Raw genomic sequence first — 11,581 nt, 5'->3', positions numbered from 1 at the left:
TTGCGCTGTCGGTCACCATTGCCGACCAGCGTGCGACCGTTTTATCCGTGTCTGTTAACCTGGTCCAGTGGAGATTGTCATGAATATGAGAGTGAATCCCGGTGGGATAATGAATCAAGCAGCGAGCCAGAGCGCCCAGTTTGCCTCACGCTTTGGCGTCAGGCAGGATGGGAAAGGCAGCGAGAGCGGAACCAGTGCTGCTGCCGGTAAGTCCGGCGTGCTGCAGTACGGCGGTGCGGCCGGTACCACCAGCGAAAAAACGTCGACCTCTTCGCTGAGTTCCGATTACAAATCCGTGATCGACTCACTGATTAAACAAGGTCAGGACGAACTTAAAAAGCTGAAGGATCAATTACAAACTTCCTCCTCTGACAGCGGCGCGTCAGACGGCACGTCCACCACGTCAGGCAGCAACGGCAGCAGCACCCTGTCCCAGCTGCAGATGCTGCTCGACAGCATCACTAAGCTGATAAAGCAGAGCCAGGAGAGTCAGCAGTCCTCCGGTAACAGCAGCTCAACGGATTCTCAGCTTAGCAATGCCCTGTCGCAGCTGAAAGATCTTCTGGGATCGCTCGGCACTTCTGCCGCCTCCGGCACGGCGGATACCGCAGGAAGCGGAGCCACCACCGGCGATACCACCGCCAGCGGCCAGCCGATGCCAAAGGATGAGAAGGACACCAGCGTGCCGCCCTCCAGCGATACGCTGTTCAAAAATATGGATGGCGACAGCCGTACTGCCGATCAGATCATCGATGACAACCCGGTGCTGAAGAACCTCGGCAACCAGAAAGACATCAAGCAGGACGAGCTGAAAAAGCAGTTTGGTGACTGGACGTCGAACAACCCGGATGAAAAAAGCCGCGCGCTGGCTGCCAAAAATATGTCCTACTTCCTTAATAACGTTAAGGCACTGGATAACCGTGAAGGCGGCGATCGTGGTGATATCTCCACCAATGGAAAAATCGAAGGACTGACCAAAGACGGCGATGCCCGTCACGGCACTGAGGCCGCCATTGTGAAAGACGTTGCCGAACAGGGGCTGGACAAGATGTTCCCGAAAGACGGCAGGCTGACCCAGACCAACGATGAAATGGTCAACATGAATGGCACCAACAAAAGTGGCTTCCAGGGGATCTGTCTGAAGCTGGGCAAAGCGCTGGCCTTTATTCCGGGTCTGAGCAACGTACTGACCGGCATGGGTAAATCAGAAAGCACTAACCCGTGGGAAGTGATTAAGGGCGGGATTGTCGGCGGCGTCAAGACGGCGTTTGATGCTCTGAAAGGCGTGGCGGAAGGTCTGATGAAGGGCAAACTCAGTCCGGTGCAGATGCTGATGAGCGCGTACAAAGGCGCGGTGATGGACACCTATGCCATGCAGGACGTGAAGTCCGACGCCAAGGACAAGATCAAGGATATCGTCTGATCGACAGGCAATAAAAAAGCGGTGGTTATCAAACCACCGCTTTCTTTTGCATTCACATCAGTCGCGCATTATTACTCGCGGAACAATGCTTCAATATTCAGTCCCTGAGCCTGCAGAATTTCACGCAGACGACGCAGACCTTCAACCTGAATCTGGCGGACACGTTCACGGGTCAGACCAATCTCGCGACCCACATCTTCCAGTGTAGCCGCTTCATAGCCTAACAGGCCGAAACGACGCGCCAGCACTTCACGCTGTTTGGCGTTCAGTTCGAACAGCCATTTGACGATGCTCTGCTTCATGTCATCGTCCTGAGTGGTATCTTCCGGACCGTTGTCTTTCTCGTCGGCCAGAATATCCAGCAGCGCTTTCTCAGAATCACCGCCTAACGGCGTATCAACTGATGTAATGCGTTCGTTGAGGCGCAGCATCCGGCTGACGTCATCAACAGGTTTGTCCAGCTGCTCGGCAATCTCTTCGGCACTTGGCTCATGATCCAGCTTGTGGGCCAGTTCACGCGCGGTGCGCAGATAGACGTTCAGCTCTTTAACAATATGGATTGGCAGACGAATTGTCCGGGTCTGGTTCATTATTGCCCGTTCAATGGTCTGTCGGATCCACCAGGTAGCGTACGTTGAAAAGCGGAACCCTCTTTCCGGGTCAAATTTTTCAACGGCACGAATCAACCCGAGGTTACCTTCCTCAATCAGATCCAGCAAAGCCAGACCACGATTGCTGTAACGACGGGCAATTTTCACTACCAGGCGCAGGTTACTTTCAATCATGCGACGGCGAGAAGGGACATCACCCCTTAAAGCCCGACGAGCAAAGAAGACCTCTTCCTCAGCCGTAAGAAGCGGAGAGTAACCAATCTCTCCCAGATAGAGCTGCGTCGCATCCAGGACACGTTGTGTTGCGCCCTGCGATAACAGCTCTTCCTCAGCTATGTCGTTATCAGCAGGTTCGTTTCCGACAAGAGCTTTCTCATCAAAAACCTCAGCTCCGTTCTCGTCGAATTCCGCATCTTCATGTAACTCATTGACTTTTAGCGTATTCTGGCTCATAAGCGGCTCCTACCCGTGATTACGGGGCAGAACAGCAAGGTTCTGCCGGTTTATCGCTGCGGCAAATAACGCAACGGGTTTACGGATTTCCCCTTGTAACGAATTTCAAAATGCAATCTAACCGTACTGGTACCGGTACTGCCCATGGTCGCAATCTTCTGACCCGCTTTAACTTCCTGCTGCTCGCGGACCAGCATTGTATCGTTATGGGCATATGCACTCAGGTAATCATCATTATGTTTGATGATTATCAGATTACCGTAACCGCGCAGAGCATTACCGGCATACACAACGCGCCCTGAGGCGGTTGAGACGACGGGTTGTCCTCGCGATCCCGCGATATCGATACCTTTGTTGCCCCCTTCGGAAGCAGAGAAGTTATCAATGATCTTACCGTCGGTAGGCCAACGCCAACTTCCCACTGGGGTAGTGCTGTTAGTTGTGCTGCTGACGGTCGGAGCGGTAACCGGCGCTGTTGTCGTTGCAACAGTATTTGTGCCGGATGAAGGTAACATTTTACCCTCACTTGGTTCACCTGAATCCTCAGAATACGTAATAACTGGCTGTTGTGCAACCGTTGCGCCTTTAATCGTTCCAGTAGTTGTCTTAGCCACCACGCCGCCAGCCTGATCGTCCGCTGCCGTGATAGCATTGCCGCCGGTTAAAGTTTGACCGGAGCTGTTACTAACCTGCAACTGCTGGCCCACGTTAAGGCTGTACGGCGCAGGCACGTTATTTCGCTGAGCTAAATCGCGGAAATCATTGCCGGTAATCCACGCAATATAGAACAAAGTATCGCCGTGTTTGACGGTATAAGTCTGTCCGCTGTAGCTTCCTTTAGGAATATTCCCATACGAGCGATTGTAAACTATGTGCCCATTTTGGGTTACAACGTTGCTGTTTTCAGCGCTGGCCGTCGGAGCTGTTACCGGAGAGTTAATGGTGCCGGGCTGGTTAGCTTCGATAGAGCGGGGAGGACTGATCAGACCGCCGCTGCCGTTACCGGCATTGCTGCTGGCACCGGAATTGTTCAGCATGCCTGAATTGCCGGAACTGCTGCTCATGCCGGAGTCATTGCCGCCGCCAACGGAGCTGATAGGGGCTTGTGTGTTATCGCTGGAACAGCCAGCCAACCAAAAACCGACAAGTGAAACGGCCGCAATACGGCGCAATTTAAATCCTGGGCTTCCCGTGCTCATTTATATCCCCCGTTACGGCAAAACAGTGTCAACTGCCGGATGCTCATGGCCCAAAGCCCGGCACCGGCAGTAATAAAATCTAAATTTATGAGATAGTAACAATATCGCTGTCCGCGTGCCAATTCGCAGATGTATACAATTGCGTACGGCTGTCAGGCCAGATCGCCCTTCACCAGCGGCACAAAGCGAACCTGTTCAATGGTCTCAACCACAAACTCTCCCGCTTTGCGGGTAATCCGCTTCAGCTGCTGCAGTTCTTCTCCCACCGGCAATACCAGGATCCCACCTTCGTCCAGCTGGGACATCAGTTCAACCGGGATTTCCGGCGGAGCAGCCGTGACGATAATCGCATCAAAAGGCCCGCGGGCTGGCCAGCCCTGCCAGCCATCACCATGGCGGGTGGAGACGTTGTGCAGATCGAGCTGCTTCAGGCGGCGCTTGGCCTGCCACTGTAATCCTTTGATCCGCTCAACAGAATAGACGTGTTCCACGAGGTGAGCCAGGATGGCGGTCTGATAGCCCGAACCGGTGCCGATCTCCAGCACTCTGGAGATCGGCGTTAACCCCAGCAGAGAGGTCATTTTTGCCACCATATAGGGTTGCGAAATGGTCTGACCGGAGCCGATGGGCAGCGCCGTGTTCTCCCAGGCTTTATGCTCAAACGCTTCGTCGACAAAACGCTCCCGCGGCACATCCTCAATCGCTTTCAGCAGCCGCTCGTCGTCAATGCCCTGCTGGCGCAGCTGCGCCAGAAGCGTATCAATGCGCCGGATCACCATTCGCGGCTGACCTCCGCGTTCTCCAGCCAGTCAGCCACCACGTCCTGGGCTCCGTGGGCGGTTAAGTCCACATGCAGCGCGGTGACCGAAACATACCCTTCATCGACGGCGGCAAAATCAGTGCCCTGCCCCGAATCAAATTTCTCGCCCGGAGGTCCAATCCAGTACATCGTATTGCCCCGGGGATCCTTCTGCGGGATCACCTGATCGCTTGGATGGCGGCTGCCGCAGCGGGTCACGCGGATACCTTTGATTTCAGAAAGCGGCAAATCGGGAACATTGATATTAAGAATGCGCCCGGTGCGAAGCGGCTCACGCAGTAGCGCACGCAAAATTGAGCAGGTCACCGCGGCGGCGGTATCATAATGCTGATGACCATCCAGAGAGACGGCCAGAGCGGGTAACCCGAGGTGACGCCCTTCCATCGCGGCCGCTACGGTGCCGGAGTAAATCACGTCATCGCCCAGGTTTGGCCCGGCATTGATGCCGGAGACCACGATATCCGGTTTCGGATGCATCAGGGCGTTCACCCCGAGATAGACACAATCGGTCGGTGTCCCCATCTGCACGGCGATATCGCCATTGGGATAGCTGAAGGTGCGAAGGGGCGTTTCCAGCGTCAGTGAGTTGGATGCGCCGCTGCGATTGCGATCGGGAGCCACGACCTGCACCTCAGCAAATTCGCGCAACGCCTCAGCCAGCACCTGAATGCCCGGCGCATGAATGCCGTCATCGTTACTCAGCAATATTCGCATCTAAGCTTCAACCTCTTGATTTCAATCTGGTATCTATCATAACACGCCTTGACGGTTCCTGCCGCCCGGCCGGGGAACTCACGGCGGTGGGGCAAAACAGGGATATTCCGCAGGGCGACTGAGGGCATTCTATCGCGTGGCGGCGATCAGTGGTAGAAGCAAGAAATGAAGAGCGTGCCTCCGGCAGTACCGGAGGCGGAAGGAATTACCCGAGGAGTTTGCCCAGCATGCCGGACAGCGCGTCCTGCTGCAGCTCGCCATCAGGTGAAGCCTTGTCGGTCAGCAGCGGCAGATACTTCGCCAGCAGACCCGCAGCCTGGGAGAGATCGATACCCAGTTTATCCGCCAGCTGGCTAACGGATTCACTGCCCAGCGCCTGAGTCACCAGTTCGCCACTCAGATGCAGGTTATCGCCGGAGCTGAGCCAGGATTTCACCACCTCACCCACTTCCCCCTGCTGTAATTTAGCCAGAATGGTCGGTAAACCGCCCTGCTGATTCACCCAACTCATCACCGAAGTTATTTCGTCAGCTTTCTGACCGCCACCGGTTAATACCTCACCCACTAAATCGCCAAAAATTCCCATAATAATCTTAATCCCTTAACTTTTAATTTTGCGATGAATAAAGATCACAATCAATGCGCCAACCACGGCAATACCAAAACTGCGGAAATCAAAACCGGTAATGCTGCCCAGCCCCATGCGGGTGCTGATGAAACCACCAATCAGCGCACCGGCGATCCCCACAACTACCGTCATGATAAAGCCTTCCTCCCCTTTTCCCGGCATGATCCATTTCGCCAGAATACCGGCAATAAAACCAAAAACAATCCACGAGAGAATACCCATTATCCTGCCTCTTTTTTTTCATCCGACGTGTTGTTAACCCGGCTGATAACAGCGCACGTAATATTTTAACAATAACCTTCTGTTCCGGCGGCGCACTGTAATGCAGATGAATAAAATAGAAAATAAATAGTGTGACAACAGAATAAATTTAAGATTTTATTTATTTTGTCGGGAGGGAATTTATAACAAATAAAAAACATCCATCCTAAAACAGGATCCAGATAGCGGTAATTCAGGAGGGGAGTTTGAATTTATGTAAGAAACAGAGAAGCGTTTCAGGGAAGGCATCCCGCTCAGCAGCTGAGCGGGGTAACAGCATTTTATTCGTCCACGTCGGTTTCGCCTTGGGGCTGTTGGACTATCTCGCGCACCACGCTGGTGGCAAAGCTGCCAGCAGGAAGCCAGAAGTTCAGCTCGACGGTGACGTCATCCCACCAGCTCCAGCGCAGATCGCGCGGCACCACCAGCATGGCCCGACGGGCAGCTTCAACCCGTTCGCGTTCCAGCAGGCCAATCAGCATGCTGTTATCTGCCAGGCTCTGCTGCTCAAACGCCAGTGCCGCGCCCTGAGTTCCCCAGGCTCCGCTTCCGGGAAGCGGAGCGGTCACACGCAGTTCATTGTTGTTCACACGGTCCTGCAGTGACTCAAGCTCAGGCTCTTCGGCCACAAACCAGCTACCGCGCCCGGTAAGCTGCAGCGCATCTCCGGCCAACACCTCTTTCAGAGAACCCTGCTGCGACAGACGGTCGCTCGCCACCTGATTAAACAACGCACTGCGGGCCGCCGAGAGCAGGAAGCTGTGCTTATTACGTTCGCGCACGCGGATCTCATCTGACGCCCAGCGCTGAGCCATCAGCAGATTATTGCCGTTATGCCCGAAGCGCTGGACGCCGAAATAGTTGGGTACACCCGCTGCAGCGATCTGCTGCAGACGCTGCTCCACCGCATCGCGATCGGAGATCTGACGCAGAATAAGCGTGAACGCATTGCCCTGCAGTGCGCCGGTCCGCAATTTACGGCGGTGGCGGGCGCTCTCCAGCACTTCGCAGCCTTCCAGCTGAAATGCGGACAGGTCCGGTGTCTCTTTGCCCGGAATGCGCAGGCAAAACCACTGTTCGGTCACCGCGTGGCGGTCTTTCATCCCGGCAAAGCTGACATCACGAGGATGGATACCGGCAAATTTCGCCAGCGCTTCGGCCACAAAACGGGTGTTGCAGCCGTTTTTGCGGATGCGCACCAGCAGCTGTTCGCCGTCACCGTCTGGCCGGTAGCCAAGATCTTCAATAACAATAAAATCTTCCGGGTTCGCCTTCACCACGCCGGTGGCGGTGGGCTGCCCGTGCAGCCAGCTCAGATCGGCCAGTCCCATCACTTTTCCGCCTTAAACAGCAGCGCGACGGCTTCACAGGCAATGCCTTCGCCACGCCCGGTGAAGCCCAGCTTCTCGGTGGTGGTGGCTTTGACGTTAACCTCGTCCATGTGAATCTCCAGGTCTTCCGCGATGTTAATGCGCATCTGCGGGGCGTGCGGCAGCATTTTCGGGGCCTGAGCAATAATGGTGACGTCGACGTTGCCCACGCGGTAGCCTTTCTTTTCAATCTGTCGCAGTGCTTCACGCAGCAGTACGCGGCTGTCTGCCCCTTTATAAGCATCGTCAGTGTCCGGAAAAAGTTTACCGATATCACCCAATGCCGCTGCGCCAAGCAGCGCATCAGTCAGCGCATGCAGCGCCACATCGCCATCGGAATGGGCCAGCAGGCCTTTTTCATAAGGAATTCGCACGCCACCAATAATCAGCGGACCTTCGCCGCCAAAGGCATGAACATCAAAACCGTGGCCGATACGCATTATGCGCTCTCCTTATTATGTCGTTGAATCAGGTAAAACGCCGCCAGCGCCAGATCTTCCGGCCGCGTCACCTTGATATTGTCGCTGCGACCGACCACCAGTTCCGGATGGTAGCCACAGTGTTCAAGGGCAGAGGCCTCATCGGTAATTGTAGCCCCCTCCTGCAACGCCCGGTGCAGGCAGTCGCGCAGCAGCACCAGCGGAAACAGCTGCGGAGTCAGCGCGTGCCACAGCGCCTCGCGGTCTACCGTATGCGCGATGGCCTGTTTGCCAGCCTCGGCGCGCTTCATCGTGTCGCGGACCGGCGCGGCGAGGATCCCGCCCACGCGACTGGTAGCGGTGATCGCCAGCAAGCGCGTTAAGTCATCAGGGTGCAGGCAAGGACGGGCAGCATCATGCACCAGCACCCAGTGCGCGGCAGTAGCGGCCTGCAGTCCAGCCAGCACGGAATCGGCCCGCTCTTTGCCGCCTTTCACCACCGTAATACGAGGATCGGCCGCAATGGGCAGTGCAGTAAACCAGGGATCGGCAGGGCTGATGGCGACAATAATGCGGCTGATGGCCGGATGGGCCAGCAGGCTGTCGAGCGAGTGTTCCAGAATGGTTTTACCATTAATGGCGAGATACTGCTTGGGGCACCCGGACTGCATCCGGCTGCCAATTCCCGCGGCGGGCACCACGGCAATAATGTCCGGTATACCAGTTTTGTTCATCAATTATCGTTGCTGAATATTCGGATTACCCTGCTGCGCGTTTCGTTTGTTCTGATCCGGCACAAGGCGATAGAAGGTCTCACCGGGTTTGATCATCCCCAGCTCGTTGCGTGCGCGTTCCTCAATTGCCTCAGAACCGCCGTTAAGGTCGTCGATTTCTGCAAACAGCTGATCGTTTCGCGCTTTTAGCTTGGCGTTACTGGCCTGTTGCACCGCAACATCGTCATTAACGCGCGTATAGTCATGTAAGCCGTTCTTGCCCAGCCAGAGCGAATATTGCAGCCAGCAAAGTAAAGCAAGTAACAGCAGCGTCAGTTTTCCCATCCCCGCCCCCTGAAAAACGGCTCAATCATCCCATAACTTTCCATCCGACTCCACTTTACCGGCGAAATAGCCGCAGATTGGCGAATTGGTGAACAATCTCCAGACCTGAGAGCGGATCTCAGGCAAAATTTTGTAACCGCAGTGGGGATTCGGACATCAGATTTTGCCGCACGGGCGGCCGTATTTTGACAACCAGCCGCTTACCATCCACTTAAAAGGGTGAATAACAGCCAGAAAACAGTGACCACCACCACCGCAGTGAGCAGCAGCGTCCAGATCAGATGACCGCGTAACAGCACGCTGACCGCGATACCGATCAGCACCGAGACAGGCAGCAGCGCCAGAAAGAAAGGCCACGTATAGAGGAAGAAAAACAGCGTGTTGGAGCCGTACAGAATGAACGGGATCGCCAGGGCGAACCAGTAGGAGGCAAAGCCGACCACCCCACCGGGGAACGACCAGGAAATCTCTTCCTGGTCGCGATCTTCTTTGCGGGCCAGCATGGGCGTAACGTTATGCATAAGTATCCTGTTGACGCGAAATACGGCCCGCTCTGAGGCGTTTTGCCGTGGCTATCTCAGGAGTTGATAATATCGCGCTCGCGCAGCAGATCTAACACTTGAACCAGCAATTTTGTTACCAATTGTTCACCATTAAGGTGAATTTCTGGCTCCACCGGCGCTTCATAAACCGAGTCGATGCCGGTGAAATTGCGCAGCTCCCCGGCACGGGCTTTCTTGTATAACCCTTTCGGATCACGTTGCTCACAAATAGCCAGCGGGGTATCAACAAAGACCTCGATAAAGCGCCCTTCTCCCAACATATCCCGCACCATCTGGCGCTCGGCACGGTGTGGGGAGATAAATGCGCTCAGCACCACCAGACCGGCATCGACCATCAGCCTGGCAACCTCGCCGACCCGGCGGATGTTCTCTTTACGGTCTTCATCGCTGAAGCCCAGATCGCGGCACAGCCCGTGACGCACATTGTCACCATCCAGCAGGTAGGTGCTGACGCCAAGCTGATGCAGCGCCTGTTCCAGCGCGCCTGCAACAGTGGATTTTCCCGAGCCGGACAGCCCGGTAAACCACAGCAGCACGCCCTGATGGCCGTGCTGCCGCTCGCGCTCCGCACGTGTTACCGCGTGCGAATGCCAGACAACATTTTCATCGTGTGAGGCTGCCATATTACTTACCGCCTGACAGATCGCGTGCACCCCAGTGTGGGAAGTGACGACGCACCAGCGCGTTCAGTTCCAGCTCAAAGGCACTGACGTTGCCGCTGTCCTGCACCCCATCTTCCTGCGGCTCGCGGATCATTCCGGCACCCACGGTGACATTGGTCAGGCGATCGATGAAGATCATCCCGCCGGTGACCGGATTCTGCTGATATTTGTCCAGCACCATCGGTTCGTCAAAGGTCAGGTCCACCAGGCCAATGCCGTTCAGCGGCAGACTTTCCACCGTGCGTTGCGTCAGGCTGTTGATCTCCACCTGATACTGAATGTTTTCCACGCGGGCGCGGGTTTTCTTGCCGGCGATTTTGATGTCGAAGCTCTGGCCAGGCGACAGCGGCTGTTCCGCCATCCAGACCACGTCAACGCTGGCGGCCTGAACCGGCTTCAGCTGGGCACCGGCTTCAACCAGCAGATCGCCACGGCTGATATCAATTTCGTCTTTCAGCACCAGAGTAATCGCTTCACCGGCCTGGGCTTCCTGCAGGTCACCGTCGAAGGTCACGATACGGGCAATGGATGACTCCACGCCGGAGGGCAGTACTTTCACGCGCTGTCCGACATGTACCGAACCGGAAGCCAGCGTCCCGGCATAACCCCGGAAATCCAGGTTAGGACGGTTGACATACTGCACCGGGAAGCGCATTGGCTGCTGTTCTACCACGCGCTTCACTTCCACCGTTTCCAGCACGTCCAGCAGGGTCGGGCCGCTGTACCAGCCCATCGCCTCGCCTGGGTTGGCAACGTTTTCGCCTTCCAGCGCGGAAAGCGGCACAAAGCGGATATCCAGATCGGTGGGCAGCTGATTGGCGAAATCGAGATAGTCCTGCTTAATCTGCTCAAAACGCTCTTCGCTGTATTCCACCAGATCCATCTTGTTCACCGCGACAACCAGATGCCTGATGCCCAGCAGCGTGGAGATAAAGCTGTGACGGCGGGTCTGATCCAGCACGCCTTTACGGGCATCGATCAGCAGGATGGCCAGGTCGCAGGTAGAAGCGCCGGTCGCCATGTTACGGGTGTACTGCTCATGTCCCGGCGTGTCGGCAATGATGAACTTACGCTTCTCGGTGGAGAAATAACGATAGGCCACATCAATGGTAATGCCCTGCTCGCGCTCAGCCTGCAGGCCATCCACCAGCAGCGCCAGGTCCAGCTTCTCGCCCTGGGTGCCGTGACGTTTGCTGTCGTTATGCAGCGAAGAGAGCTGATCTTCATAAATCTGGCGTGTGTCGTGCAGCAGGCGGCCAATCAGCGTGCTCTTGCCATCGTCGACGCTGCCGCAGGTGAGAAAACGCAGCAGACTTTTGTGTTGCTGAGCGTGCAGCCAGGCTTCCACGCCGCCCTGGTCGGCAATTTGTTGTGCAATGACGGTATTCATAACTGGCTCC

General features: G+C 55.8%; 14 protein-coding genes. 1 reads left to right on the top strand and 13 read right to left on the bottom strand.

Annotation, left to right across the window (positions count from 1 at the left end; translation table 11 throughout):
- Positions 1-109 precede the first annotated feature (109 nt).
- Positions 110-1,423, top strand: coding sequence for a hypothetical protein (locus tag GSQ70_RS19410; protein WP_158784069.1), 1,314 nt, complete (start codon positions 110-112; stop codon positions 1,421-1,423).
- A 71-nt stretch (positions 1,424-1,494) separates the two neighbouring features.
- On the opposite strand, the gene rpoS is transcribed toward GSQ70_RS19410, so the two are convergent.
- The 13 genes from rpoS to cysN form a co-directional block, all read right to left on the bottom strand.
- The gene (gene rpoS, locus GSQ70_RS19405; protein WP_158784068.1) at positions 1,495-2,487 is read right to left on the bottom strand and encodes an RNA polymerase sigma factor RpoS; all 993 of its coding nucleotides are present in this window, start codon (positions 2,485-2,487) and stop codon (positions 1,495-1,497) included.
- A 50-nt stretch (positions 2,488-2,537) separates the two neighbouring features.
- Positions 2,538-3,686 carry a murein hydrolase activator NlpD gene (gene nlpD / locus GSQ70_RS19400; RefSeq protein WP_158784067.1) on the bottom strand — a complete coding sequence of 383 codons (1,149 nt, stop codon included), beginning with the start codon at positions 3,684-3,686 and terminating at the stop codon, positions 2,538-2,540.
- 152 nt (positions 3,687-3,838) lie between these two features.
- Positions 3,839-4,465, bottom strand: a complete 627-nt coding sequence (locus GSQ70_RS19395; protein ID WP_158784066.1) for a protein-L-isoaspartate(D-aspartate) O-methyltransferase — start codon at positions 4,463-4,465, stop codon at positions 3,839-3,841.
- Positions 4,459-5,220 carry a 5'/3'-nucleotidase SurE gene (gene surE, locus GSQ70_RS19390; protein WP_158784065.1) on the bottom strand — a complete coding sequence of 254 codons (762 nt, stop codon included), beginning with the start codon at positions 5,218-5,220 and terminating at the stop codon, positions 4,459-4,461. The genes GSQ70_RS19395 and surE overlap by 7 nt, the downstream gene beginning before the upstream one ends.
- Positions 5,221-5,425: 205 nt before the next feature.
- On the bottom strand, positions 5,426-5,806 hold the full coding sequence (locus tag GSQ70_RS19385; RefSeq protein ID WP_199257283.1) for a YidB family protein: 381 nt from the start codon (positions 5,804-5,806) through the stop codon (positions 5,426-5,428).
- Between the two features lie 15 nt (positions 5,807-5,821).
- A complete protein-coding gene (locus GSQ70_RS19380; RefSeq protein ID WP_158784064.1) occupies positions 5,822-6,070 on the bottom strand; it encodes a GlsB/YeaQ/YmgE family stress response membrane protein in 249 nt (82 codons plus the stop codon).
- 320 nt (positions 6,071-6,390) lie between these two features.
- Entirely contained in the window at positions 6,391-7,440 is a 1,050-nt protein-coding gene (gene truD / locus GSQ70_RS19375; RefSeq protein WP_158784063.1) for a tRNA pseudouridine(13) synthase TruD, read from the bottom strand.
- Positions 7,440-7,919 carry a 2-C-methyl-D-erythritol 2,4-cyclodiphosphate synthase gene (gene ispF, locus GSQ70_RS19370; RefSeq protein ID WP_158784062.1) on the bottom strand — a complete coding sequence of 160 codons (480 nt, stop codon included), beginning with the start codon at positions 7,917-7,919 and terminating at the stop codon, positions 7,440-7,442. Before ispF ends, truD begins: the two co-directional genes overlap by 1 nt.
- Positions 7,919-8,632 (bottom strand): 2-C-methyl-D-erythritol 4-phosphate cytidylyltransferase, encoded by a 714-nt coding sequence (gene ispD, locus GSQ70_RS19365; protein WP_158785376.1) that lies wholly within the window; start codon positions 8,630-8,632, stop codon positions 7,919-7,921. The genes ispF and ispD overlap by 1 nt, the downstream gene beginning before the upstream one ends.
- Before the next feature lie 3 nt (positions 8,633-8,635).
- On the bottom strand, positions 8,636-8,956 hold the full coding sequence (gene ftsB / locus GSQ70_RS19360; RefSeq protein ID WP_158784061.1) for a cell division protein FtsB: 321 nt from the start codon (positions 8,954-8,956) through the stop codon (positions 8,636-8,638).
- Between the two features lie 200 nt (positions 8,957-9,156).
- The gene (locus GSQ70_RS19355) at positions 9,157-9,477 is read right to left on the bottom strand and encodes a DUF3561 family protein (protein ID WP_158784060.1); all 321 of its coding nucleotides are present in this window, start codon (positions 9,475-9,477) and stop codon (positions 9,157-9,159) included.
- Between the two features lie 56 nt (positions 9,478-9,533).
- Positions 9,534-10,142 (bottom strand): adenylyl-sulfate kinase, encoded by a 609-nt coding sequence (gene cysC / locus GSQ70_RS19350; RefSeq protein ID WP_158784059.1) that lies wholly within the window; start codon positions 10,140-10,142, stop codon positions 9,534-9,536.
- A 1-nt stretch (position 10,143) separates the two neighbouring features.
- Entirely contained in the window at positions 10,144-11,571 is a 1,428-nt protein-coding gene (gene cysN, locus GSQ70_RS19345; RefSeq protein WP_158784058.1) for a sulfate adenylyltransferase subunit CysN, read from the bottom strand.
- Between the last annotated feature and the right edge of the window lie 10 nt (positions 11,572-11,581).

This window comes from Pantoea sp. BAV 3049, assembly GCF_009765445.1.
Lineage (GTDB): Bacteria > Pseudomonadota > Gammaproteobacteria > Enterobacterales > Enterobacteriaceae > Erwinia.
Note: the sequence above shows the minus strand (reverse complement) of the source record. Positions and strands in the feature narration are given on the sequence as shown.

Coding starts and splice junctions, on each gene's coding strand:
- truD (WP_158784063.1), bottom strand. CDS start 7,440: ATGGGACTGGCCGATCTGAGCTGGCTGCACGGGCAGCCCACCGCCACC.
- surE (WP_158784065.1), bottom strand. CDS start 5,220: ATGCGAATATTGCTGAGTAACGATGACGGCATTCATGCGCCGGGCATT.
- nlpD (WP_158784067.1), bottom strand. CDS start 3,686: ATGAGCACGGGAAGCCCAGGATTTAAATTGCGCCGTATTGCGGCCGTT.
- ispF (WP_158784062.1), bottom strand. CDS start 7,919: ATGCGTATCGGCCACGGTTTTGATGTTCATGCCTTTGGCGGCGAAGGT.
- GSQ70_RS19385 (WP_199257283.1), bottom strand. CDS start 5,806: ATGGGAATTTTTGGCGATTTAGTGGGTGAGGTATTAACCGGTGGCGGT.
- GSQ70_RS19410 (WP_158784069.1), top strand. CDS start 110: ATGAATCAAGCAGCGAGCCAGAGCGCCCAGTTTGCCTCACGCTTTGGC.
- cysC (WP_158784059.1), bottom strand. CDS start 10,142: ATGGCAGCCTCACACGATGAAAATGTTGTCTGGCATTCGCACGCGGTA.
- ispD (WP_158785376.1), bottom strand. CDS start 8,632: ATGAACAAAACTGGTATACCGGACATTATTGCCGTGGTGCCCGCCGCG.
- GSQ70_RS19380 (WP_158784064.1), bottom strand. CDS start 6,070: ATGGGTATTCTCTCGTGGATTGTTTTTGGTTTTATTGCCGGTATTCTG.
- GSQ70_RS19395 (WP_158784066.1), bottom strand. CDS start 4,465: ATGGTGATCCGGCGCATTGATACGCTTCTGGCGCAGCTGCGCCAGCAG.
- GSQ70_RS19355 (WP_158784060.1), bottom strand. CDS start 9,477: ATGCATAACGTTACGCCCATGCTGGCCCGCAAAGAAGATCGCGACCAG.
- ftsB (WP_158784061.1), bottom strand. CDS start 8,956: ATGGGAAAACTGACGCTGCTGTTACTTGCTTTACTTTGCTGGCTGCAA.
- cysN (WP_158784058.1), bottom strand. CDS start 11,571: ATGAATACCGTCATTGCACAACAAATTGCCGACCAGGGCGGCGTGGAA.
- rpoS (WP_158784068.1), bottom strand. CDS start 2,487: ATGAGCCAGAATACGCTAAAAGTCAATGAGTTACATGAAGATGCGGAA.